The organism is Vibrio sp. HENC-03, assembly GCF_000305755.2.
GTDB lineage: Bacteria > Pseudomonadota > Gammaproteobacteria > Enterobacterales > Vibrionaceae > Vibrio > Vibrio owensii.
Map to the genome: position 1 here is coordinate 76,132 of NZ_JH976121.1, position 23,517 is coordinate 99,648.

22 protein-coding genes are annotated in these 23,517 nt (G+C 46.1%); 5 read left to right on the plus strand and 17 right to left on the minus strand.

Annotated elements, in window-relative coordinates; all coding sequences use genetic code 11:
- Positions 1–70 precede the first annotated feature (70 nt).
- From VCHENC03_RS15465 to metN, 3 genes are read right to left on the minus strand one after another with little or no spacing between them, the layout of a single operon-like run.
- Positions 71–880 carry a MetQ/NlpA family lipoprotein gene (locus tag VCHENC03_RS15465; RefSeq protein ID WP_005440125.1) on the minus strand — a complete coding sequence of 270 codons (810 nt, stop codon included), beginning with the start codon at positions 878–880 and terminating at the stop codon, positions 71–73.
- Positions 881–912: 32 nt separating this feature from the next.
- Positions 913–1,590 carry a methionine ABC transporter permease gene (locus tag VCHENC03_RS15460; RefSeq protein ID WP_009705638.1) on the minus strand — a complete coding sequence of 226 codons (678 nt, stop codon included), beginning with the start codon at positions 1,588–1,590 and terminating at the stop codon, positions 913–915.
- A complete protein-coding gene (gene metN / locus VCHENC03_RS15455) occupies positions 1,580–2,614 on the minus strand; it encodes a methionine ABC transporter ATP-binding protein MetN (protein ID WP_005440122.1) in 1,035 nt (344 codons plus the stop codon). The genes VCHENC03_RS15460 and metN overlap by 11 nt, the downstream gene beginning before the upstream one ends.
- Positions 2,615–2,957: 343 nt before the next feature.
- Here metN and gmhB point away from each other — a divergent pair, with 343 nt between their 5' ends.
- The 4 genes from gmhB (at position 2,958) to treC (ending at position 7,909) form a co-directional block, all read left to right on the plus strand.
- Entirely contained in the window at positions 2,958–3,509 is a 552-nt protein-coding gene (gmhB, locus tag VCHENC03_RS15450; RefSeq protein WP_005381961.1) for a D-glycero-beta-D-manno-heptose 1,7-bisphosphate 7-phosphatase, read from the plus strand.
- Between the two features lie 74 nt (positions 3,510–3,583).
- Positions 3,584–4,531 carry a trehalose operon repressor TreR gene (gene treR / locus VCHENC03_RS15445; protein WP_009705639.1) on the plus strand — a complete coding sequence of 316 codons (948 nt, stop codon included), beginning with the start codon at positions 3,584–3,586 and terminating at the stop codon, positions 4,529–4,531.
- Between the two features lie 175 nt (positions 4,532–4,706).
- Complete coding sequence (gene treB / locus VCHENC03_RS15440) at positions 4,707–6,131, plus strand: PTS trehalose transporter subunit IIBC (protein ID WP_005440120.1); 1,425 nt, start codon at positions 4,707–4,709, stop codon at positions 6,129–6,131.
- 92 nt (positions 6,132–6,223) lie between these two features.
- The gene (treC, locus tag VCHENC03_RS15435) at positions 6,224–7,909 is read left to right on the plus strand and encodes an alpha,alpha-phosphotrehalase (protein WP_009705640.1); all 1,686 of its coding nucleotides are present in this window, start codon (positions 6,224–6,226) and stop codon (positions 7,907–7,909) included.
- 93 nt (positions 7,910–8,002) lie between these two features.
- Here the strand turns inward: treC and VCHENC03_RS15430 are convergent, their stop codons facing one another.
- The 3 genes from VCHENC03_RS15430 to VCHENC03_RS15420 all read right to left on the minus strand — a co-directional run bounded on the left by VCHENC03_RS15430 (position 8,003) and on the right by VCHENC03_RS15420 (position 11,253).
- Positions 8,003–8,902: a hypothetical protein gene (locus VCHENC03_RS15430; RefSeq protein WP_009705641.1), complete on the minus strand. Its 900-nt coding sequence runs from the start codon at positions 8,900–8,902 to the stop codon at positions 8,003–8,005.
- A 131-nt stretch (positions 8,903–9,033) separates the two neighbouring features.
- Positions 9,034–10,560 carry a winged helix-turn-helix domain-containing protein gene (locus VCHENC03_RS15425; protein WP_009705642.1) on the minus strand — a complete coding sequence of 509 codons (1,527 nt, stop codon included), beginning with the start codon at positions 10,558–10,560 and terminating at the stop codon, positions 9,034–9,036.
- 90 nt (positions 10,561–10,650) lie between these two features.
- Entirely contained in the window at positions 10,651–11,253 is a 603-nt protein-coding gene (locus VCHENC03_RS15420) for a YitT family protein (protein WP_009705643.1), read from the minus strand.
- Between the two features lie 347 nt (positions 11,254–11,600).
- On the opposite strand from VCHENC03_RS15420, the gene glyA reads away from it, so the two are divergent.
- Positions 11,601–12,851 (plus strand): serine hydroxymethyltransferase, encoded by a 1,251-nt coding sequence (glyA, locus tag VCHENC03_RS15415; protein WP_005440106.1) that lies wholly within the window; start codon positions 11,601–11,603, stop codon positions 12,849–12,851.
- A gap of 760 nt (positions 12,852–13,611) precedes the next feature.
- Here the strand turns inward: glyA and lipA are convergent.
- From lipA to VCHENC03_RS15360, 11 genes are all read right to left on the minus strand, one after another.
- Entirely contained in the window at positions 13,612–14,577 is a 966-nt protein-coding gene (gene lipA / locus VCHENC03_RS15410) for a lipoyl synthase (RefSeq protein WP_009705644.1), read from the minus strand.
- A complete protein-coding gene (lipB, locus tag VCHENC03_RS15405; protein ID WP_005438575.1) occupies positions 14,574–15,236 on the minus strand; it encodes a lipoyl(octanoyl) transferase LipB in 663 nt (220 codons plus the stop codon). The genes lipA and lipB overlap by 4 nt, the downstream gene beginning before the upstream one ends.
- Positions 15,237–15,412: 176 nt before the next feature.
- Positions 15,413–15,691 (minus strand): DUF493 family protein YbeD, encoded by a 279-nt coding sequence (ybeD, locus tag VCHENC03_RS15400; protein ID WP_009705645.1) that lies wholly within the window; start codon positions 15,689–15,691, stop codon positions 15,413–15,415.
- A gap of 126 nt (positions 15,692–15,817) precedes the next feature.
- Positions 15,818–16,996 (minus strand): serine hydrolase, encoded by a 1,179-nt coding sequence (locus VCHENC03_RS15395; RefSeq protein ID WP_005438576.1) that lies wholly within the window; start codon positions 16,994–16,996, stop codon positions 15,818–15,820.
- 92 nt (positions 16,997–17,088) lie between these two features.
- Entirely contained in the window at positions 17,089–17,892 is an 804-nt protein-coding gene (locus VCHENC03_RS15390) for a septal ring lytic transglycosylase RlpA family protein (protein ID WP_009705646.1), read from the minus strand.
- Positions 17,893–17,895: 3 nt separating this feature from the next.
- The gene (rodA, locus tag VCHENC03_RS15385) at positions 17,896–19,017 is read right to left on the minus strand and encodes a rod shape-determining protein RodA (RefSeq protein ID WP_009705647.1); all 1,122 of its coding nucleotides are present in this window, start codon (positions 19,015–19,017) and stop codon (positions 17,896–17,898) included.
- Positions 19,017–20,942 carry a penicillin-binding protein 2 gene (mrdA, locus tag VCHENC03_RS15380; RefSeq protein WP_009705648.1) on the minus strand — a complete coding sequence of 642 codons (1,926 nt, stop codon included), beginning with the start codon at positions 20,940–20,942 and terminating at the stop codon, positions 19,017–19,019. The genes rodA and mrdA overlap by 1 nt, the downstream gene beginning before the upstream one ends.
- Positions 20,943–20,971: 29 nt before the next feature.
- On the minus strand, positions 20,972–21,442 hold the full coding sequence (rlmH, locus tag VCHENC03_RS15375) for a 23S rRNA (pseudouridine(1915)-N(3))-methyltransferase RlmH (RefSeq protein WP_005447517.1): 471 nt from the start codon (positions 21,440–21,442) through the stop codon (positions 20,972–20,974).
- A 4-nt stretch (positions 21,443–21,446) separates the two neighbouring features.
- Complete coding sequence (gene rsfS, locus VCHENC03_RS15370; RefSeq protein WP_005425840.1) at positions 21,447–21,764, minus strand: ribosome silencing factor; 318 nt, start codon at positions 21,762–21,764, stop codon at positions 21,447–21,449.
- A gap of 90 nt (positions 21,765–21,854) precedes the next feature.
- Positions 21,855–22,874: a DNA polymerase III subunit delta gene (gene holA, locus VCHENC03_RS15365; protein ID WP_009705649.1), complete on the minus strand. Its 1,020-nt coding sequence runs from the start codon at positions 22,872–22,874 to the stop codon at positions 21,855–21,857.
- A 5-nt stretch (positions 22,875–22,879) separates the two neighbouring features.
- Positions 22,880–23,437, minus strand: coding sequence for an LPS-assembly lipoprotein LptE (locus tag VCHENC03_RS15360; protein ID WP_009705650.1), 558 nt, complete (start codon positions 23,435–23,437; stop codon positions 22,880–22,882).
- Positions 23,438–23,517 lie beyond the last annotated feature (80 nt).

Here is a 23,517-nt window from a genome sequence, read left to right on the forward strand (position 1 = left end):
AAAACAAATGCAAAAAAGGGCGCTCTGATGAGCGCCCTTTTTAAGTTTCAAGTGTTGTAGAAAGAGGGGATTACCAACCTTTAACTACGCCACCTTTGAAGATGTCTTTCGCTGCTTCGTAAACTTCATCAGTTTGGTATGCTTTCACGAAGTTTTGTACGTTAGCTGCTTGAACGTTGTCTTCACGAGCAACGATTAGGTTTACGTATGGAGACTCTTTGTCTTCTACGAAGATACCGTCACGCTCAGGTGTTAGGTCGATTGAGCTTGCGTAAGTCGTGTTGATGATAGAAACCGCTACGTCATCAAGAGAACGTGGAAGTTGTGCTGCATCTAGCTCCACGATAGTGATGTTTTTCGGGTTACCAACGATGTCACGTACTGTTGCTTGTAGACCAACGCCATCACGCAGTTCGATCAGACCTTGTTGCTCAAGAAGTAGAAGTGAACGACCAAGGTTGGTTGGATCGTTTGGTACTGCGATACGAGCGCCATCTTCGATCTCATCAACCGATTTCACTTGCTTAGAGTAACCAGCAATTGGGTATACGAAAGAATTACCAGCCGTTACTAGCTTGTAGCCACGGTCAGTTACTTGCTGGTCTAGGTATGGCTTGTGTTGGAACGCGTTTGCGTCGATTGAGCCATCATCTAGCGCTGCGTTTGGTGTTACGTAATCAGTAAAGGTAACAAGCTCAACGTCCAGGTTGTATTTCTCTTTAGCAACTTTTGCTGCAACTTCAGCAACTTGTGCTTCTGCACCTGCCATAACGCCAACTTTTACTTTGTTCACGTCAACTTCTTTTTCGCCACAACCAGCAAGAACCAGTGCAGAAGCGGCAGTTGCAACAGTCAAAAGACTCTTAAGGCTAAATTTCATCTTTATCTCCTTATAATTGGTATTTTCAATTCTTATCTGTGGTCTACGCGGCGTACGATTGCATCACCGATAGACTGAATAATTTGTACTAGAACAATCAGCATCACGACAGTTACGGCCATGATGACTACATCATAACGGTGGAAGCCATAACGGATGGCTACGTCACCAAGACCGCCGCCGCCTACTGTCCCCGCCATTGCTGAATAGCTTACTAGTGTTACTAGGGTAATCGTCACTGAGTTAACAATAGTCGGCATTGCTTCAGGAAGCAGAACTTTTGTGATGATTTGTGTTGGTGTCGCACCCATAGATTGCGCGGCTTCAACCAAACCTGATGGAACTTCCAGTAGTGCGCCTTCGATTAGACGCGCCACAAATGGGATAGCACCAATGGTCAAAGGTACGATTGCTGCTGTTGTACCGATAAAGGTACCAACCAACAGTTTGGTTACTGGGATAATCGCAACCATCAATACTAGGAAAGGAACCGAGCGACCCACGTTGACGATCGCGCCAAGAATGCCGTTGAGTTTGGTGTTTTCCAGCAGGCCACCTTTCTTAGTGGTATGCAGAATCACACCTAGAGGAATACCGACTGCGAAACCAACGATGCCCGCAACCGCCACCATGTAAAAGGTTTCCCACGTTGCGCCCAAAAGTAGGTTGCTGTTTAAACTCAGCCATTCTGAAATCGTATTAAAGGACATAGCCAAGTACCTCTACTTTCACGTTGTGCTCACGCAGGAATTCAATTGCTGCGTTATCGTCTTCTTCACTACCAAACAGTTCTGCGACCATCATGCCGAACTTCACGCCGCCAGCATAATCGAGATCAGAACTTAGGATGCTCACGTCGATGTTGTACTTACGAGCGATTTGCGTCATCAGAGGGGCATCCACGGTAGCGCCAGTAAACTCTAGGCGAACCAGTGGGTAGCTGTTTTCTACGCGCGTGGTTTGTAAGCGAGCTTGGTAATCTTCTGGGATAGAAAGATCCAAAGTAGAGCGAATGAACTCGTGTGCCAGAGCCGTCTTCGGATGCGCGAAGATTTCACCAACGGTGCCTTTTTCCACTAGCTCACCATCACCGATGATCGCCACTTCGTGACAGATGCTCTTAACCACTTCCATCTCGTGAGTGATCAGAAGAATGGTGATTTCTAGCTTGCGGTTAATTTCTTTGAGTAGTTCTAAGATGGACTGCGTCGTTGCTGGATCCAGCGCACTGGTTGCTTCGTCACACAGCAGAACGCTAGGGTCTGATGCCAGTGCACGTGCAATTGCCACACGTTGCTTTTGACCACCACTTAGGTTTGCTGGGTAGCTTTCATGTTTGTCTGAAAGACCAACAAGCTTTAGTAGCTCAGTCACTTTTGTTGTGATTTGCGATTTGTCTTTGCCTGCTAGCTCAAGAGGGAGTGCGACATTGTCGAAAACGGTACGAGACGACAGCAGGTTAAAGTGTTGGAAGATCATCCCGATGTTACGGCGAGTTTCTCCCAATTGCTTTTTGCTTAATTTGGTTAGATCAACGCCATCTACGATGATGGAACCCGATGTTGGGGCTTCCAGCATGTTCACACAACGGATCAGGGTACTTTTACCCGCGCCCGATGAGCCGATAACACCAAAGATGGTGCCCTTCGCGATATCTAGATTAATGTCCTTAAGGGCAAGAATTTCCTTACTGCCTTGGTAGAACACTTTATTGACGTTTTTTATTTCTATCATGTTTCAACCTGCACAGAGATACTGGGAACTTCGCTGTTAAAAACGGCTTTTAACAGGAGTAAATTTTGAACTCTATCTCAATTCTCAGTTGATGCTATGGGTTAAGCAGTAGTAAGTCAATAGATATTTTTACGTCTAGACGTCTAAATGTATGGATGTTCTGTTGGGAAAATAAAACAGAGGATGTTTGGCGGAAAGGGATATAAAAGAGGGATATTCAAGATTTACCGATTCTCGGGCGACAAATCAACTGTTTTGTCGCTCACTCACGCCAATTAGATAGTGTGAGTGCTTATAAGGTATGTAATAATCTGATGAAACCGAGTAAATAGAGAAATACGTTTTGGCAAAACCTGCTGTTTTTATCGATCGTGACGGCGTGATCAACGTTGACCACGGCTACGTTCATGACGAACATGATTTTGAGTACATTGACGGTGTCTTTGAAGCGACAAAAGCGCTGAAAGATAAAGGCTACCTGTTGGTGCTTGTGACCAATCAATCTGGCATTGCACGTGGTAAATTCAGCGAAGACCGTTTCTTATCTCTGACTCAGTGGATGGACTGGAACTTCGCTGATAATGGCGTTGAGTTCGATGGCATCTACTACTGCCCACATCATCCAGAACATGGTATTGGTGAGTACAAGCAAGATTGTGAGTGCCGTAAGCCAAAGCCAGGCATGTTCATTTCTGCACGTGACTTCTTGAAGATCGACATGGAGAAATCTGTGATGATCGGTGACAAAGCCGAAGATATGATGGCAGCAGAAGCAGCAGGCGTTGGCACTAAGATTTTGGTTCGTACTGGTAAGCCAGTGACAGAACAAGGCGAAGCCATTGCAACGGTAGTATTAGATAGCATTGCAGACGTGCCTGCGTACCTAAACAAGTAATCTTCATTACTGACTGAGATAAGGGAAGCCGCTGCTTCCCTTTTGTTTGATTCCTTCTTTTAGTCTGAACACTTATGAGCAAAAAACTCACCATTCTTGATATCGCGAAATTGGCTGGCGTGGGCAAATCGACGGTTAGTCGTGTGCTTACCAATGATCCCAAGGTAAAACCGCAAACGCGTGAGAAGGTAGAGCAAATCATTCGTGAATCAGGCTACGTCCCATCAAAGTCGGCGCAGTCGATGCGTGGTGGCAGCCAGAAAGTGATCGGTGTGATCATCTCTCGTTTGGATTCACCATCGGAAAACCGCGCTGTTGGCACTATGCTCAACGCTTTGTACTCAGCAGGGTATGACGTGGTGATCATGGAGAGCCAATTCGATCGCGATAAAACCAATGAGCATTTGGATGTGCTTAAACGTCGCAATGTCGATGGGGTGATCGTGTTTGGCTTTACTGGATGTGATGAGCAAGCTTTGGCGGAGTGGGGCAATCGCATTGTCGTGATCGCGATGGACACGCAAATGGTTTCCTCGATCAACTACGACAACCAAGGCGTTATCGATATGGCGCTCTCTCACCTGGAACAACAATCTATTTCTCGTATTGCCTACATTGGTGTTGATCCAGAAGACCGCACCACGGGTCTTGCTCGCCTAAACGCTTACCAAGCTTGGTGTGAGAAAAAGCACATCGAACCTTGCTTCCAAACCGGCAAGCTCAACCACGAAAGTGCTTATCAGTTGGTGGATCAAGTCCTTCAATCCGATACGCAAGCCATCGCTTGTGCCAGTGACACTATCGCTCTCGGTGTAATTAAACGTCTGCAAGAAGTGGGACGTGAAGACGTGGTGGTTACCGGTGTCGGTGGTAACGAATTACTTTCTTTTCTCTTCCCTAATGTTTTCAGTGTGGATCCAGGCTACTCTCATGCCGGTGAAAAAGCCGCTAAAATGCTGATTAATCAATTAAATGGTGATGAGTCTGTGGTGCATTTTACCCAGCAGCCTATCCGTCATTAATCCTCCTTTCGATGATCTGCTCTAAAATTATACTGTGATCATTCTCAATTAATGGGACTGTTCCCATTTTGTTTTTGAATGCAAAATGGCACTATTAAAATCATCAAATGGGAATGTTCCCATTATAAAAATAAAACGATGAATTGAATGTATCCAATACAGGGTGGACAAAGTTATGAGTAAGATTGCGCGTCAAGATGTACAGCGTCTTATTGAGCTGGTCGGGGGATCGGACAATATTGCCAGTGTAAGCCACTGCTTAACTCGCTTGCGTTTCGTGTTGAATGACACTGACAAAGCCGATACAAAACAGTTAGATGCACTGCCTATGGTGAAGGGCTGCTTTACCAACGCAGGTCAATTTCAGGTCGTCATCGGCACAGAAGTTGATGAGGTTTACAAAGTACTGATCGAGCTAAGCGGCAAAAGTGAATCGAGCAAAGATGAATCTAAGAACGCTGCTCGTCAAAACATGAACATCGTTGAGCGTGGTATTTCCCACCTTGCTGAAATCTTTGTACCACTGCTACCTGCGATCATCACCGGTGGTCTGATTCTCGGCTTCCGTAACGTGATTGGCGACATCAAGATGTTTGATGGTCAAACGCTAACGGAAATCAGCCAGTTTTGGGCTACGGTACACTCTTTCTTATGGCTGATTGGTGAGGCAATCTTCTTCTTCCTACCGGTTGGCGTGTGTTGGTCGACAGTGAAAAAGCTCGGTGGTACTCCGATTCTGGGTATCACACTGGGTGTCACGCTGGTTTCGCCACAGTTAATGAACGCCTACCTAATTGGTAAGCAAGTGCCTGAAGTATGGGACTTTGGCTTATTTGCCATCGAGAAAGTGGGCTACCAAGCGCAAGTGATTCCGGCAATGCTCGCTGGTATGGCTCTGGCGTTTATTGAAACCAACTTAAAACGCATCATTCCGTCTTACCTTTACTTAGTGGTCGTGCCGTTTGTTTCTATCATCGTGTCTGTGATTCTTGCGCACTCTATCATTGGCCCATTCGGTCGTATGTTGGGTGACGGCGTTGCTTTCGCAGCAAAAGCAGCCATGACGGGTGACTTCGCAATGATTGGCTCTACCATCTTCGGTTTCCTATACGCGCCATTGGTAATTACCGGTATTCACCACACCACCAACGCGGTTGATCTTCAACTGATGCAAGAGCTAGGCGGCACGCCAATTTGGCCTCTGATTGCACTTTCAAACATTGCTCAAGCGTCTGCAGTAGTCGGCATCATTATCATCAGTAAAAAACATGGCGAGCGTGATATCTCAGTACCTGCGGCTATCTCTGCTTATCTTGGTGTGACTGAGCCAGCGATGTACGGCATCAACTTGAAATACAAATTCCCAATGCTGAGCGCGATGATCGGTAGTGCGATTGCCGCTGCTATTTGTGGCAGCGCAGGAGTGATGGCGAACGGTATCGGTGTGGGCGGTTTGCCGGGCATCTTGTCTATCCAACCGCAGTTCTGGGGTGTATTTGCTCTGGCGATGTTGGTGGCGATTGTGGTCCCAGTAGCGCTGACGCTTGTGTTGTATAAGCGCGCACAGATGAAAGGCGAGTTAGAAACCGCTAACGCGTAATTCAAACTGAGGCAGTGATTTGGCTGCCTCGTTTATCTCCTCTATTTTTTAAGATTTTTAAGTTTCCGTTTAATGGTAAGTGAGCGTTAGAAATGGCAATGACCAAGCATGATGAGAGCTGGTGGAAAACCGCAACCATCTACCAAATTTACCCAAAAAGCTTTTGTGACAGTGGAAGTAAAGGCACGGGCGATATTAAAGGGATCATTTCTAAACTGGATTATCTAAAACACCTTGGTGTGGATGCGATTTGGCTGACGCCGGTTTATCAATCGCCAATGATCGACAATGGTTATGACATTTCCGATTACTACGCGATCAACCCAGATTTCGGCACTATGCAAGATTTCGATACCCTGTTGGCTGAGGCTCACCAGCTGGGTATTCGAATCATCATGGATATCGTGGTCAACCATACTTCGACAGAACACAAGTGGTTCCAATCAGCATTGGGTGACAAAAACAGCCCGTACCGTGATTACTACATCTGGAAAGATCCGGTAGATGGCGCAGAGCCAAACAACTGGCAATCTAAGTTTGGTGGTAACGCTTGGGCACTGGATGAAAAAACGGGTCAGTACTATTTGCACCTTTTTGCTAAAGAGCAAGCGGACTTAAACTGGGAAAACCCAGTAGTGCGTAAAGAAGTGAAAGAAGTCATCAGCTTCTGGGCAGAAAAAGGTGTCGATGGTTTCCGTCTGGATGTCATCAACCTGATTTCCAAGCAGCAAGATTTCCCAAGTGACGATATTGGTGATGGTCGCCGTTTCTACACCGACGGCCCACGTGTGCATGAATACCTTCAAGAGATCAGTGAAGCGGTGTTCCAAAAATATGGCAGCGTGACGGTGGGTGAAATGTCGTCCACCACACTAGAGCATTGTCAGCAGTATTCAGCGCAAGATGGCAAAGAGCTATCGATGGTGTTCAATTTCCACCACCTGAAAGTCGATTACCCTAATGGTGATAAATGGACGAAAGCGCCGTTTGATTTCATTCAACTGAAACAGATCTTCAACCATTGGCAAACCGGTTTAAATGGCAAAGGGTGGGGCGCGCTGTTTTGGTGTAACCACGACCAACCACGCGTTGTGAGCCGATTAGGTAACGACGAACAATACCGTGTTGAATCTGCCAAAATGCTTGCGGCATCGGTACACATGATGCAAGGCACGCCTTATGTTTATCAAGGTGAAGAGATCGGCATGACCAACCCGGGTTACACCGAAATCAGCCAATATCGCGATGTTGAAAGCACGAACATGTACGACATTATGGTCAATCGCGATGGCGTATCTCACGACGATATGATGGCGATTTTGGCGCAGAAATCGCGTGATAATTCACGTACGCCAATGCAATGGAACAGCGCGAAACATGCGGGCTTTACTGAAGGCACGCCGTGGTTAGAAGTGGCTCAGAACTATTCAGAGATCAACGCGGAAGCCGCGATTGCCGATTTGAACTCAGTGTTCTACTTCTACAAGCGCTTGATTGAACTGCGTAAACAGGTTCCGGTGATCACTGATGGTCGTTACGAGGACTTGCTGCCAGAGCACAAACGTATTTTTGCTTACGCTCGTCAGAACGACAAACAAACGCTGTTGTGTATTAACAACTACTACGGCGAAGAAGTGGAGTGTGTGTTACCAGAGCGCTTTGATATGAGCAAAGCCAAGAATCTGCTTTCCAACTATCAGAATGCGACCAGCGCGATTGCTTCCAATCACCAAGTTCTGCGTCCTTACGAAACACGCATCTTACTGATTGAGTCTTAAAGGCAAATAAAGAATACCCCTAAGGATTTCGATCCTAAACAAAAGGCGTTGGAGTGCTCCCCAAAGCCTTTTTCTATGAGATAAGATTGCGGCTTATGCTTTCTCGATCGTGCTCAGAGTTGCTTTCTCTTCACTGATTTGAGTCTGTTCGGCTTTCAACAGTTCAACTTGCTCAATCAAGCCTAGTGCTGGGTTAAACCAACGCTCTGCTGATGTTTCAAATTCCATTGAATCCATGCCATCACATCTTAGGTTGTAGGTGTTCTTCTCGGTTAGGTATGCCGCTTCAATTGATTTGCCAGATACAGTGAAGGTTTTACGCGCGCCTGTCTCAGTGATTTGTTGGCTCCACCAAGCTTTGCAATTTGCGTTATCTGGCAGCTGTTCTACCCATTCGTGATCCTCAAAACCATTCAGAAGGTTAGCCACTTGTTCACCATTCAGCGATAAATCAATAGAGATGGTGTTTACGCTAATATCAATGTTCGGATCTTTCTCCTTAACCGTCGAACCTTCCACGCGAAACACAGGGCTGCTATCCATAAGCATTGCGATGGAGATACGGTTAACAAGGTAAGCATCGGTAATTTCGTGTAGTGCGCCATCGGTGCCGGTAAAGTAGATCGACTTATCGTCTTCGCCATTCTCTTCAACTTGCTCAGACAGATAAAATTGAGTGATACCGTTGTTAACCAGATCGTGGATGATTTGAATCACAGGTGCCGATTGTGGAATGTTAGACAAAGCATCAATAAGCTCCTGACTGCTCATCGCCTCAAAGTCCATCGTCACTGTACCGATTTGCTGTTCATCAGAAGCAATGTCGTAGCGCAATTTTGTACTTGATACTGGTGCAAAAGATGAGTTTGAAATCGGGTAATCAAAGCTGTTTTGTGGACCTTTATTGCCGCTTGAAGAGCCAGAAGAAGAACCGCCGCCACAGCCGTAAAGTGCGATCGTAGCTGCTGCGATAAGCGTCATTTTTTTAAGCATGAGTTTACATTCCTAATTTTAGAAGGCTGATAAATCGAGCCGTTATTTGAATGTCGCCATGCTAAGTTTTGTGGCAGAAAAAGGGCAAAAAACAAAAGCTAACAGAGTTTAATGAAAGCTTAATTTTATATTTAGGTCTTTGTTTTATCGGGAGTAATTTCAGCGTCGATATTCGTGCAGTATTCTTCGATTAGCGCCTTCCAACGCATCACAATTTCTTTCTCTTTAATGCTGACACGCAGTTTTGTCCAAGGTTGTAAGCAGGTCTCTTTTGATTCTGGTTGTGACAAGCGACTGAATAATTCTTCAGAAGGCATGACGCGCAGCAGAGCCACCAAAGACTCCATGTAATTGAGGCGGAACTGGTCGAGCTTATTCTGCTTGTAAGCGATATGAGAAACGAAGGTGTACACCAAGGCGTTTTGAATTCGTGAGTCGCCAGCTGGCGTCGTCAGTAACGTTTTGGCTTTATCGAGATTACCTAACTTGTAGTGCAAGATACCAAGCCACAAACTCAGCTCGTCGGGGAGGACATCAAATTCCGATTGAGCCTGAGTGAGGTATTCCTCTAGTTTGGTTTTATCTTGTTCGTACAACGCAAGATGGCGAGCGATGGTGATAGCAGTGAACTCGTCCATGTGATCAATTGGTGAGTTGGAAAACTGTTCGTCGAGCAACATCTTTTCGTGTGTGTCTGTAAAGTGCCAAGTGCTTTTTGAAGGTTCTGGCAGATTGAAGTACTGAGCAATGTCGCTGTGCAAGCGGAATAAGTCTGATTGCAGGTGGTCGATACGTAGGACGTACTGATTTCGAAACGCTAATTTTCCTGTCGCTGGGTAAATCAGGTTCATTTGCGCTTTTATCATGCCCTCTGTCGGACTGTCTTTGAGTTCGATATTGAGCTGATAATCACTGGTCTGCATGTTGCGTGCGCCGGGGAAATAAGGCGTCTCGTTGATTGGATCGAGAAAGTAGCTCGGAGCATCTTGGTTGGCAATATCAGTATAAGGGTATTCGACTTGCTGCTGGAGCAAGATGGCTTTCACTACGGTACGATACTCACGTGCAGCGGTGCCTATCGCATCGACGCGATTTAGAAGAAGCTCGACTTTCGGGATCAGCAGTTGGTTACGCGTCTGCTGAGTGGAAATGCCTTGTTGTTGCCAGAGAACCACACCCAATCCAATAGCAGTCAGCGCGAATAAAGCACATAAGCCATAAACAACCCCAAGTTTACGTGAAGAGGGCGCTTTACCCTCATTGGCGAGTTTTGCTTTGCGCTTGCTCGACTTTGCTGGTGGCAATAGTTGAACGTTCGCTGGGTTGAGGAAGTAGCCTTTACGCGGGTAGGTCACCAATAGCTTAGCGGCATCGTGCTCTGGTAAGTGTTCTTGCAGTAAGGCTCGAAGTGTACTGATTCGATTGGTAAGTACGTTCTTTGAGATAAACTTACTTTGCCAAATGGTCTCTATGATGGTTTCTGCAGACAGCGGGTGGCCAACACTGGTGAGCAACAGTTCTAATAACTCGATGCTACGCGGCTCAAGATCGATAACGATCGCTTGCTTGTGAAGTGTTTGAGTCTCTGGGTTGTAGATCAGCTCGCCAATAACAATCTGACTGTTGGTTTGTTTGGCTTGTTGTAGGAAGTCGCGCATACCATCATGAATGATTAGGAAATGGCGAGATATTATATAGGCATTGGAGCGCAAAATCTTATAAATTGCGCTCCAATTATTATAGAAAGGTTATGAACCGTAGCTCACAGAATAGCGATGTGGTTTGTGGTTCATCGCAAGCACTAGGTTTAGTGCGAATGCACCAAGAATCGATAGGCCGATAACCCAAGGTGTGACGAAGAAGAAAGACGCAAATAGGATACAAGCATCAATCGCCATCTGAGATTTTCCTACTGAGATACCGAACTTATCTTGAATGAATAAGCACAATACGTTGAAGCCACCCAGACTTGAGCGGTGACGAAATAGGATCAGCATACCCAAGCCCATAAGCAAGCCACCTGCTACGGCACAGTAAATCTCGTTAATCGACTCGAGTGAAATCAGTAAATACAGATTATCCGCAAAGATAGAAACCAAAGCGCCAGAAATTGCACTATTAATCGCAAAACGACGGCCAAAGCGTTTCCATGCGAGCAAGTAAAATGGACAGTTGGCTAAAAAGTAAAGCACACCAAACGTAAAAGGTGTAAATTGGCTAATAAGCAGAGCCAATCCTGTTGTTCCTCCGGTTAAGAGGTCTGCGGATTGGAGAAAGAAAACGCCTTGAGCTACCAAAAAGGTACCTGTAAGAATTGCCATCCAGTCTTCTTTTCTTGAGTGTTTTTCCATCTAATATGCAGTCGTTAATGATAAATAGGGCGTGCATAGTAGTAAAAAGATGATCTTTTCGGTAGCTAGAGGGTAAAATTTGCGGTAAACCTATGTAATTGTTGTTTTACAGGGTGTAAAGCACAAATTTGACAGTTAGTGGATCTTGGTTAAACGATTGCAACATCGCCATGATAATCCTTACTTGTCATCATGAAAAAACTGCATGAGAAAAATTGTAAATTTCTCTTTATGACCTAGATCAAATTATGTAGAATGCGCGCCATTACGGTGACGAAAACGTTTGCGTTAGGTCATTCGTCGGTTTTTTTGCAACTTTCAGTACTAATCTGAGTCAGGAGATACAGATGCTTAAGCGTGATATGAACATCGCAGATTACGATGCGGAACTGTTCGCAGCTATCCAGGAAGAAACACTTCGCCAGGAAGAACACATTGAACTTATCGCTTCTGAAAACTACACAAGTCCACGTGTAATGGAAGCACAAGGTTCTCAGCTAACGAACAAATACGCTGAAGGCTACCCAGGCAAGCGTTACTACGGCGGTTGTGAGTACGTAGATAAAGCTGAAGCACTAGCAATTGATCGTGCATGCCAACTATTCGGCTGTGAGTACGCGAACGTACAGCCTCACTCAGGTTCTCAAGCAAACAGCGCAGTTTACATGGCGCTTCTAAACCCAGGCGACACAGTTCTAGGTATGAGCCTAGCGCACGGTGGTCACCTAACTCACGGTTCACCAGTAAACTTCTCTGGTAAGCACTACAACGTTATTCCTTACGGTATCGACGAAGCAGGTCAAATCAACTACGACGAGATGGAACAGCTAGCGCTTGAGCACAAGCCTAAGATGATCATCGGTGGTTTCTCTGCTTACTCACAAATCGTTGATTGGAAACGCATGCGTGAAATCGCAGACAAAGTTGACGCTTACCTATTCGTAGACATGGCACACGTTGCTGGTCTAATCGCAGCAGGCGAGTACCCAACACCAGTTCCACACGCTCACGTAGTAACAACGACTACGCACAAAACGCTAGCGGGTCCTCGTGGCGGTCTTATCCTTTCTAACGAAGGCGAAGAGCTGTACAAGAAGCTGAACTCAGCAGTATTCCCTGGCGGTCAAGGTGGTCCTCTAATGCACGTTATCGCTGGTAAAGCTGTAGCGTTCAAAGAAGCGATGGAGCCAGAATTCAAAGCTTACCAAGCTAACGTAGTGAAAAACGCGAAAGCAATGGTTGGTCAATTCCAAGAGCGTGGCTACAAGATCGTATCTAACGGTACTGAGAACCACCTATTCCTAGTTGACCTAATCGACAAAGACATCACTGGTAAAGATGCAGATGCAGCACTAGGTGCAGCAAACATCACAGTAAACAAGAACTCTGTTCCAAACGATCCACGCAGCCCATTCGTAACGTCTGGTATCCGTGTTGGTACGCCAGCAATTACTCGTCGCGGCTTCACTGAAGATGACGCGAAAGAGCTAGCAAACTGGATGTGTGACGTTCTAGATAACATCGGCAACGAAGAAGTTATCGAAGCGACAAAACAGAAAGTTCTAGAAATCTGTAAGCGTCTACCAGTTTACGCATAGTTCTCTGTGTAAATTCGCTTTCTTTGAAAATAACTCAGGCGGACTCGTTCTATTTCTGCGATTCGGTTTGATTATTTGATTGATGAAAGGTCCTCACTTGAGGGCCTTTTTGTTTTTCTAGCGTATGGAAATATCAGCTTAGAGAGTACGTTGAAATGAGATTCCTGATATCGCCTAGGCTCTTCGGAATGACGAGTTTTGGTTTCTGAGAGGCTGGTTGTTATGTGGCGACTTGGGAGTATTTGAGTGGAAAACGAAAGAGACGATTAGACTCTGAAGATACTTTTAATTTACTCAAGAGCCCAACTTCGTCATTCCCTACAAGCGAGGAACGAGCGGATAGGGAATCTATAATTGTCACTGCTATTTAGAGAGTGCGTTGAAATGAGATTCCTGATATCGCCTAGGCTCTTCGGAATGACGAGTTTTGGTTTCTGAGAGGCTGGTTGTTATGTGGCGGCTTGGGAGTATTTGAGTGGAAAACGAAAGTGATGATTGGACTCTGAAGATACTTTGAATTTACTCAAGAGCCAACGTCGTCATTCCCTACAAGCGAGGGACGAGCGGGATAGGGAATCTCTTTTTTCACTGTTGTTTAGAGTGCGCTGAAATGAGATTCCTGATATCGCTTAGGTTCTCTGAATGACGCGCTTTTGATTTGGGGAGATAGGCTCGTTATCAGAGCGACAATAGTTTAGATTCAGCAGAGACAAAAAAGGTTGGCACTGAGCCAACCTTTCTTTTCAAAACAAGCGAGTGCTTATTTAATCTCAATACCTTGAGCCTGCATATCGGCATGGTAAGAAGAGCGAACAAATGGACCACACGCTGCGTGAGTGAAACCAAGTTCTAGTGCGATTTCTTTTAGCTCGTCAAACTCTGAAGGTGGAACGTAACGTTCTACTGGCAAGTGGTGACGGCTTGGCGCTAGGTACTGACCAAGAGTCAGCATGGTTACGCCATGTGCACGAAGGTCTTTCAGTACTTCGATGATCTCTTCTTTGGTTTCACCAAGACCCATCATTAGACCTGATTTCGTCGGTACATTTGGATGCTGCTCTTTGAATTTTTGCAGCAATTGAAGTGACCACTTGTAGTTCGCGCCTGGGCGAGCTTTACGGTACAGACGAGGTGCTGTTTCTAGGTTGTGGTTGAAGACATCTGGCGGGTTGTCTTTCATTAGATCAAGTGCCACATCCATACGACCACGGAAGTCAGGAACCAGCGTTTCAATCTTGATGTGCGGGTTCAGTTCGCGGATTTCGCGGTTACAGTTAGCAAAGTGCTCAGCACCGCCATCACGTAAATCATCACGGTCAACTGAAGTGATTACAACGTACTTCAACTTCATGTCTGCGATGGTTTTCGCTAGTTTCTTCGGCTCTTCAGCTTCAACAGCAAGCGGACGACCATGGGCAACGTCACAGAATGGACAGCGGCGAGTACAGATCGCGCCTAGGATCATGAAAGTGGCCGTACCGTGGTTAAAACACTCAGCTAGGTTAGGGCAAGATGCCTCTTCACATACTGAGTGAAGGTTGTTCTTACGCATTGCTGATTTGATGTCTTGAATACGCTGGCTGTCGGCTGGTAGCTTGATTTTCATCCAATCAGGCTTACGTAGCACTTCTTTCTGCTCTGTAGGCATGTTCTTTACGGGAATCAATGCCATCTTGTCGGCGTCGCGGTATTTAACGCCTTTTTCCATCTGGATTGGTTTGCTCATGCTTTGTTACCTTGAGAAGGTGCTTCTGTGCTGAATTCTACTTGCTCGTAATCAAGCAAAGTAACGAGTTCTTGTATTAGTTGTTTTTCCACGGCTTCGATGTCTTCTGGCCCACCAACTTGGCTAACCTGAACCATCTCCATTCCTTCATAGCCACATGGGTTTATACGTAAAAACGGACCTAAGTCCATATTGACGTTCAACGCTAGACCATGGAATGAGCATCCTTTTCGAATGCGAAGTCCGAGAGAACATATTTTTTTACCGTCGACATAAACGCCCGGAGCGTCAGGTCGCGCAGCAGAATCGATATTGTATGCCTTAAGAGTGTTAATAACGAGGTTCTCGATGTGCGTAACGAGATCTCGCACTCCTAATTTCTTGCGACGCAGGTTGATCAAGAAGTACGCGACTAATTGACCTGGGCCATGATAAGTCACCTGACCACCACGATCGCTTTGAACAACAGGAATGTCACCCGTATTGATTAGGTGCTCGGCTTTACCCGCCTGACCTTGTGTGAATACTGGGTTGTGCTCTACCAACCAAACTTCATCAGGCGTGTCGTCTGTGCGTTGATCAGTGAACTCATGCATCGCCTTCCATACAGGCTCATAATCTTGGCGTCCAAGTCGTTTTACAACAAGTTGGTGTTGCATGGGAATTCCTGTCGCTAATAAATAAAGTTTTTGGATTATAAACCGGATGACCCCGATGCTCTACAGCTGAGTAACAGATTTTTAACTGAAAGATGAGTTGGTTTGCATTATCTATATGATAAATAAAAAGAAAGCAGCCGAAGCTGCTTTCAAAAAAAATTTAATTTATCAAAAAATTATAGAACCATGCGTACGATGTCGATTTCACCCAGTTCTTTATAAAGGGTTTCAACCTGCTCGATAGACGTTGCAGTGATGTTGATAGACACCGAGTGGTAGTTGCCCTTAGCACTTGGTTTTACTGTTGGGCTGTAGTTACCTGGAGCATGGCGCTGGATAACTTCTAGAACTAGCTCTGGAAGCTCAGGCTTTGCATGACCCATTACCTTGTATGTAAATGAACAAGGGAACTCAAGCAGGTCTTTCAATTTTGCATCAGAGTTGATGGTTAGCATATCGGTAACTCCAGTTGGTATTCGTTGCGGTGCGAAATAGTACAGTCAAATTAGGGTGAACTCAAGATTAACAAAGCCGCCCTAGTTGGCGGCTTTGCAGACTTGTTTGTTGGTCAGAAGCGACTGTTAGAAGAAGCTCTTAAACAACAATACGATGTAGTCCCACATGCGGCTAAATAGGCTGCCTTGGTCTACTGTTTCCAGTGCCATTAGTGGGTACTCAGCAATATCTTCACCATCAATCTGATAGTATAGCTTACCAACTACATCACCTTTCTTAATTGGGGCTTCTAGCTCTTTTTCAAGTACGAAGCTTGCTTTTAGGTTCTTCGCTTCGCCGCGAGGCAGCGTCACGTAAGTATCTTGGTCAAGACCCAGCGCTACTGTGTCTTTGTTACCCATCCATACTTTTTCTTCTACGAAGGTTTCACCCGCTTTGTGTGGTGCCACTGTTTCGAAGAAGCGGAAACCGTAGCTCAGTAGCTTTTTGCTTTCTGACTTACGTGCGTTCGCATCTTTTGTACCCATTACAACAGCAACCAGACGCATCTGACCTTCTGTTGCAGAACTTACTAGGCTGTAACCTGCATTGCTCGTGTGACCCGTTTTGATACCGTCAACGTTCATGCTCTTATCCCACAGTAGACCGTTACGGTTGTACTGAGTGATGCCGTTGTAAGTGAATTTCTTATCAGAGTAGATACGGTACTCGTCTGGTACGTCACGGATCAGTGCTTTACCAAGTAGCGCCATATCGTAAGGCGTTGAGTATAGGTTCGGGTTGTCTAGACCGTGAACGTTCGCGAAGTGCGTGTTCTTCATGCCTAGTGTGTTTGCCCATGCATTCATTAGATCAACGAATGCGTCTTCTGAGCCAGCAATGTGTTCTGCCATTGCTACACAAGCATCGTTACCTGATTGGATGATGATGCCGCGGTTTAGGTCGTGAACCTTAACCGTTGTGCCTACTTCGATGAACATTTTTGAAGAATCAGGGAAGTTTTTCGCCCAAGCATTCTTGCTGATGGTCACATCATCGTCTTCTGAAATATTACCACGCGCTAGCTCTTGGCCAATTACGTAGCTGGTCATCATTTTTGTCAGACTAGCAGGAGACAATTTTGTGTTCATCTCTTTCTCAGCCAGAACTTTACCTGAGTTGTAATCCATAAGGACATAGCCTTTAGCTGCGATTTGAGGCGCATCTGGGACAACAACTGGTGAAGCAAAAGCAGATTGAGCGATGGTTGCAGATAGGGCAACCGAAGAAACGAGAATAGATTTCACAAACTTATTTTTATTCATGGTAATTCAAATTTTTTGGTTAACTGTCGACATCTTACCAGAATCCCCACTTATGTAAGAGGGGCTCTGCATAGAAAATCATGACACCAAGGTCATTTGCCAGTTTTGTGTTTTTTAATAAATGCGGACGAATAGCCGAGCAACTTTACTTTATCCAGAGTGGCTTGCGTCAGGGAATAGTCAGTATATGGACCCAACAACAAGCGATACGTATCTTTCGTTGATTCCAAGAAAGTTTCCGTATCCAGCTTTTGACCAAGCTCTTGGCCTAAAGTTCGCGCTCGATCTTCATATTTTGAAGAAGCAACTTGGATGACATATCTCGGGTGCGCAGCGAGTGACTTTTCATCGGTTGGTTTGTCTACCGTGATGACTTCAATCTCTACGTTCGCAGTACCGGTTTTTACGACATCTAGCTTATGTGCCGCGGCGTAGCTCAAATCAATGATGCGACCTTCGTGGAAAGGGCCACGGTCATTAACACGTACAACGGTTGATTTGCCATTGTCGGTATTAGTTACTTTCACGTAGCTTGGCAGTGGCAGCGTTTTGTGCGCCGCTGTCATCGAATACATGTCGTAGATTTCACCGTTCGATGTTAAGTGGCCTTGGAATTTCTTGCCGTACCAAGAGGCACGGCCTTTTTCTGTAAAGCCTTTCGCATCACGAACGATTTTGTAATCCGAACCGCGTAGGTTGTAATCGCTGTTACCCCCTAGGCTGTACGGCTCATATTTAGGATGCGCATCCTCAATGTGCTCGACCGAAAGTGGTTTGTCAGGAGCCACGTCGGATTCAAGTTCATAACGGCCGTCTTGCTTTTTTTGGTCGGTAGAAGAACAGCCGGCCAAAATCACAGCAGAGAAGACTAAGGAATATAAAGCGCGTTTTTGCATGGTCTAGGTTGCCTTAGAGAATGCTTTTCGATGCGTATGGATCGACATTAGAATGCCAAAACCAGCCATCAGCGTCACCATTGAGGTACCACCATAGCTGATCAACGGTAAAGGTACGCCTACTACAGGTAGGATGCCACTCACCATGCCGATATTTACAAAAATATACACAAAGAAGCTGAGTACAATACTGCCTGCCATCATTCGACCAAACGCAGTTTGCGCTTGGCTCGCGAGGTAGAGACCTCGGCCAATAATAAATAGATAGATGGTTAGTAGGCAAAGAAATCCAATCATACCCCATTCTTCTGCAATTACTGCAAAGATAAAGTCAGTGTGTCGCTCTGGAAGGAATTCCAGTTGTGATTGAGTACCTTGCAGCCAACCTTTGCCTGAAATACCACCAGAGCCAATCGCGATTTTACTTTGGATAATGTGGTAACCCGCACCAAGCGGATCTGATTCTGGGTTAAACAGAGTACGTACGCGAACTTTTTGGTATTCGCGCATCAAGAAGAACCACAGAATAGGAATAAAACCACCGAGTGCGATTGCAGCGCCCGCAATGATCTTCCAACTGATACCTGCCAAGAAGATAACGAAAATACCGGAAGCGGCAATCAGAATCGACGTTCCTAAATCAGGCTGTTTTGCGATAAGAATGGTCGGTAAGCAGACCATAATTAGCGCGACGATGAGTGTTTTGAATGTCGGCGGAAGTGGTTGGCGGCCGATGTAACGCGCGACCATTAACGGCACCGCGAGTTTGAGAAGTTCGGAAGGTTGGAATCGAACGAAGCCAAGGTTTAGCCAGCGCTGAGCACCTTTGGAGGCTTCACCAAAGAACAGCACACCAAACAGCAGCACCACACCACCAATAAACATCAATGGGGCAAGGCTTTCATAGGTTCTGGGCGATATTTGCGCCAGAACGATCATCACTACCAAAGACAGCACCATACGCATCGCTTGACGATCCATCATCGCCAAGCTTTGACCACTTGCGCTGTACATAATAACTAGGCCGAAGCCCATCAATGCAAAGATGCCGAGCAATAACGGCAAGTCGATATGGAAGCGTTCAAACAGGGCGCGGTTTTTACCTGTAGAGGGATCCATTTTCATTACTGCGTTACCTCTTCTTTCGCGTTGTTTTGCTCTTCATCAGGTTCTATTTTTTCAGGGCCGATAATGACTCGGTCGAAGATCTTTCTCGCGACTGGCGCACCGTTACTCGAACCACCACCGGCGTTTTCTAGTACGACTGATACCACAACTTCAGGGTCTTCAAATGGGGCAAAGCCAGTAAACAAGGCGTGGTCGCGTAAGTGTTCTGCGACTTCATCGGCGTTGTACTCTTCGTCTTCGCCAAGGCCAAATACCTGAGCCGTACCAGACTTACCTGCGGTTTGATAATCCATGTTGTAGAAAGAGCGACGAGCGGTGCCTTTCGTACCATGGTTTACTAAACGCATGCCTTCTTTCGCCATATTCCAGTACTTGTCTGGCACATTTTGAATAGGTGGGTAGGTGACGTATTCTGAATTTTCTTGCTCTTCGAAATCACCGCCGTTATCGATGGTGGCTTTCAATAAGTGAGGAGCGGTCACAGCCCCTTCGTTGACCAGTACTGAGGTTGCTTTGGCAATCTGCATAGGCGTTGCTGTCCAGTAACCCTGACCGATACCAACCGGAATCGTGTCACCCTTGTACCAAGGCGTTTTATGACGAGCCATCTTCCATTCACGAGTCGGCATGTTGGCCTTACTTTCTTCGTAAATATCGATGCCCGTGTAGTCACCAAAACCAAACATCATCATCCAATTCGAGATGCGGTCGATGCCCATATCATAAGCAACTTGATAGAAGAAGGTATCTACGGATTCTTCAATCGATTTAATGATATCAACGCGGCCATGGCCCCAACGTAGCCAATCACGGAATGGACGAGTGTCTGAATTTGGAATGCGCCAGTAACCCGGGTCATTACGCGTTGTTTTTGGCGTGATAACCCCTTCTTCCAGCGCCGCCACTGCCATAAATGGCTTGATGGTTGAAGCTGGTGGATAGATACCTAGCGTCGTTCGGTTTACCAACGGACGATTCTTATCGTTCAGTAGGGCGCGGTATGCTTTGCCGGAAATACCGTGAACGAACGCGTTCGGGTCGTAACTTGGGCTCGACACCATCGCAAGTACGCCGTTGTCTCTTGGATCAAGTACGACAGCACTGCCACGTCGACCATCAAGCAGTTGGTGTACGTAGAGCTGTAGGTTGATATCAAGGTTCAATACGATGTCTTTACCCGGAATCGGTGGTACGTACTTTAAGGTGCGGATCACGCGGCCACGACTGTTGACTTCAACTTCTTGATAGCCCGCAGTCCCGTGCAATAAATCCTCGTAGTACTTTTCAATACCTAACTTACCAATGTCACGAGTCGCTTGGTAGTTGGCATCTTTCTCTTCACGGATCAGACGCTGCATATCGCGGTCGTTAATGCGCGATACATAGCCGATAACGTGAGTGAGAACTTCACTGAATGGGTAATAACGTTTCAGTGTTGCGCTGATTTCCACACCTGGGAATCGGTATTGATTTACCGAGAAGACAGCCACTTGGCTTTCATCTAATTGAGTCAGTAATGGTACTGACTTGAAGCGGCGAGTACGTTTGCGTTCACGATGGAAACGCTCGACCTGTTCTGGCGTGATCTCAAGGATGGTTTGTAGCTCTTTGATCGTACCGTCAATGTCTTTGATTTTTTCTGGAGTCAGTTCCAGGTTGAAGACAGGGCGGTTTTCAGCGAGCAAAATACCGTTGCGGTCATAGATAAGACCACGGTTAGGTGCAATTGGCACCACTTTGATGCGGTTGTCGTTAGAACGGGTTTGGTAGTCTTGGAACTGGTTCACCTGAATGTTGTACATGTTGGCGACCAGCAAGCCCATCAAAATGACGATACCCAGAAAAGCAAAAATAGCGCGACTAGAAAATAGGCGCGCTTCTGCTTGGTAATCTCGAATTTGACTGCGGCGTTTACGAATCATTAACGCTTGTCTCTACAGCTTAGTAGCGATTATTCGCGGTGGTAAGGGTGGTTAGCAGTAATGCTCCACGCTCGGTATAAACTTTCCGCCATCACGATACGCACAAGTGGGTGCGGTAGCGTCAGGGCTGACAGTGACCAACTTTGGTCTGCTGCGGCTTTACATGCTGGAGCTAAACCTTCAGGGCCACCGATCAGAATCGATACGTCACGTCCATCGAGTTTCCACGCTTCCAATTGCTCTGCCAGTTGTGGGGTGTCCCACTTTTTGCCCGGGATATCTAGGGTGACGATACGTGCACCTTTCGGCACGGCTGCCAACATCGCTTCGCCTTCTTTTTGCAAGATACGCGCGATGTCTGCATTTTTGCCGCGTTTGCCCGCAGGGATTTCAACCAACTCGAGTGGCATATCATGTGGGAAACGACGACGGTATTCTTGAAAACCTTCTTCGACCCATTTTGGCATTTTTGTGCCGACGGCAATTAGTTGAATTTTCAAACGATTAACCCCAGAGTTTTTCTAGTTGGTATAGCTCGCGGTGCTCTTCTTGCATCACGTGAAGCATTGCGTCACCCATATCTAGGACAACCCATTCACCTTCATTTTCGCCTTCCATACCTAGCGGCTCTAGACCTGCTTTCTTCACTTCAGATGCGACGTGATCAGCGATAGATGAAACGTGACGCTTAGACGTACCAGTACAAATGATCATGTAATCTGTCACGCTTGATTTGCCTTCTACATCTAGAATAACAATCTCTTCCGCTTTCATGTCGTCGGCTTTATCGGCTAAAAAGTCTTTAAGTTCTTCGCGAAGCACTCGGTTTTCCTCGGTATTTTCTTTTCTGTCTGTGGGCGTTTTGAGTGATAGTTATCAAAACTGGTCGCGCACTATATCACGCTTTGAATTTTAAATTGCCAGCTTAATATCAGGAGAGCAGGTTTCTAAGCTCAACTGGTGGATCGTTGGCCACACAGATTCATCATATTGGGTTTTAGCTTTTATCTCGGCGTGCGCCAAAAGAGACAAAAGTGCACAAATTCGTGAGGCTGACAGACGAGTCAGCGCAGCATTGTAGAGTGGGCGTTTGTTTTGCCACACTCGATGCTTTTCAAACACCTGACTCATGCCCATTTGGGTCAAGTCGCGGTGCATATTCAGTAGTTGGTTGAACTCTTTTTGGACACTACGGATCAGAATAACGGTTTCTACGCCTTCTGCTTCCAGTTGGCGCAGAATGCGTTGGGCACGGTTGCCTTTGCCAGCAAGCAGAGCATCAATCCAGTGGAACGTTGTAAAGTGGTTATGGCGGCTTAGAGCCTCTTCTAAGCGTACAACGGTCAGTTCACCATCAGGATAGAGTAGAGCAAGTTTCTCTAAACTTTGCGATAGCGCGAACAAATTACCTTCGTGCCACTGTGCCAACATTTGCAGCGATTGTTGATCAGCTTTTAGCCCTAAAGCTCGGCAACGTGCTTGAACAAACATTGGTAGACGCTGTAAATCCGGCGTTAAACAGCTTACCCAATCGCCTTTGCCGCTCAGAGCTTTAAACCACTTTGCGTTCTCTTGCGCTTTGGTCAGCTTGCTACCTACAACCACAAGCATGATGTCGTCGTGCAGCATTTCACATAGGTTGACCAGCTCTTTACTGATCGCTGCGTTAGCTCCTGCCTCTGGCAGCTCCAGCTCAATGAGTTGACGGCTAGAGAATAGACTTAGCGCTTGGAAGCAGTCGTACACTTGATTCCAATCTAAGCTGGCATCGACAGCAAAACGGTGTCTTTCTTCAAAGCCTTGTTGACGAGCCATGTTTTGGATCGTTTGACGGCTTTCTTGAATCAACAGAGGTTCATTACCAAAGATCAGGTAAACCTGCTTAATGTGTTTCGCTAGATGGTCAGCCAGCTTGTCGGCAAAAATTCGCATTCTGATTAAGAGTTTGTGTTCGTAGAGTTAGCGTTTGTCACTTCAGGAGAAACGTGGCCTTGTTCGTATTCCGCTCGAACACGACCTAGCTGGCGCATCATTTGGCTAGCCGCTTGTTGACGCATTTCGTCTTCGATAACGTCACGTTCTACCGATTTTGCTAGTGCAGTTAGTGGGTTGTCTAGGTAGTTACGGTTTACCGTTGTCGTAAAGTCTTTTGCGCCGAAGCCTGGAATGGTCACGCGGTATTTCACTACGTAAGTCAGTTCTTTTTCTGCAGCACGGCTGTTTTGGTACAGAGATAGCGTGCGCTCGTCGATGGTTGCTTCAATGAGATGCAGGTTTGGTGTGTTCGAAGATGGTTGAACCAAGTCGACTTTATTCAATTCAAGTTGATCGCGGATGTAGCGCGTAAGAGGGCTGTATTCGTCGTAGCTCGTGAAAGACATTGTGTGCAGTTCTTCCGGAACGGAGTACTCACCACGAAGGTGAAAACCACAGGCAGAAAGAAGCCCCGCTAATACCAATACCACTGGTAGTTTAATCAAAGAGAAAAAGCGCATTGATTGTATTCATCCTAAATTGAAGGGGTTATTTACCTTAAACCACTCGACGTGAATGGTTTGAGGTAAATAAACAGGGT

Coding starts and splice junctions, on each gene's coding strand:
- glyA (WP_005440106.1), top strand. CDS start 11,601: ATGCTTAAGCGTGATATGAACATCGCAGATTACGATGCGGAACTGTTC.
- mrdA (WP_009705648.1), bottom strand. CDS start 20,942: ATGATTCGTAAACGCCGCAGTCAAATTCGAGATTACCAAGCAGAAGCG.
- VCHENC03_RS15420 (WP_009705643.1), bottom strand. CDS start 11,253: ATGGAAAAACACTCAAGAAAAGAAGACTGGATGGCAATTCTTACAGGT.
- ybeD (WP_009705645.1), bottom strand. CDS start 15,691: ATGCTAACCATCAACTCTGATGCAAAATTGAAAGACCTGCTTGAGTTC.
- VCHENC03_RS15460 (WP_009705638.1), bottom strand. CDS start 1,590: ATGTCCTTTAATACGATTTCAGAATGGCTGAGTTTAAACAGCAACCTA.
- holA (WP_009705649.1), bottom strand. CDS start 22,874: ATGCGAATTTTTGCCGACAAGCTGGCTGACCATCTAGCGAAACACATT.
- lipA (WP_009705644.1), bottom strand. CDS start 14,577: ATGAGCAAACCAATCCAGATGGAAAAAGGCGTTAAATACCGCGACGCC.
- VCHENC03_RS15465 (WP_005440125.1), bottom strand. CDS start 880: ATGAAATTTAGCCTTAAGAGTCTTTTGACTGTTGCAACTGCCGCTTCT.
- metN (WP_005440122.1), bottom strand. CDS start 2,614: ATGATAGAAATAAAAAACGTCAATAAAGTGTTCTACCAAGGCAGTAAG.
- VCHENC03_RS15430 (WP_009705641.1), bottom strand. CDS start 8,902: ATGCTTAAAAAAATGACGCTTATCGCAGCAGCTACGATCGCACTTTAC.
- treB (WP_005440120.1), top strand. CDS start 4,707: ATGAGTAAGATTGCGCGTCAAGATGTACAGCGTCTTATTGAGCTGGTC.
- rodA (WP_009705647.1), bottom strand. CDS start 19,017: ATGAAAATGGATCCCTCTACAGGTAAAAACCGCGCCCTGTTTGAACGC.
- VCHENC03_RS15360 (WP_009705650.1), bottom strand. CDS start 23,437: ATGCGCTTTTTCTCTTTGATTAAACTACCAGTGGTATTGGTATTAGCG.
- VCHENC03_RS15425 (WP_009705642.1), bottom strand. CDS start 10,560: ATGCGCGACTTCCTACAACAAGCCAAACAAACCAACAGTCAGATTGTT.
- VCHENC03_RS15395 (WP_005438576.1), bottom strand. CDS start 16,996: ATGAATAAAAATAAGTTTGTGAAATCTATTCTCGTTTCTTCGGTTGCC.
- lipB (WP_005438575.1), bottom strand. CDS start 15,236: ATGCAACACCAACTTGTTGTAAAACGACTTGGACGCCAAGATTATGAG.
- treR (WP_009705639.1), top strand. CDS start 3,584: ATGAGCAAAAAACTCACCATTCTTGATATCGCGAAATTGGCTGGCGTG.
- VCHENC03_RS15390 (WP_009705646.1), bottom strand. CDS start 17,892: ATGCAAAAACGCGCTTTATATTCCTTAGTCTTCTCTGCTGTGATTTTG.
- treC (WP_009705640.1), top strand. CDS start 6,224: ATGGCAATGACCAAGCATGATGAGAGCTGGTGGAAAACCGCAACCATC.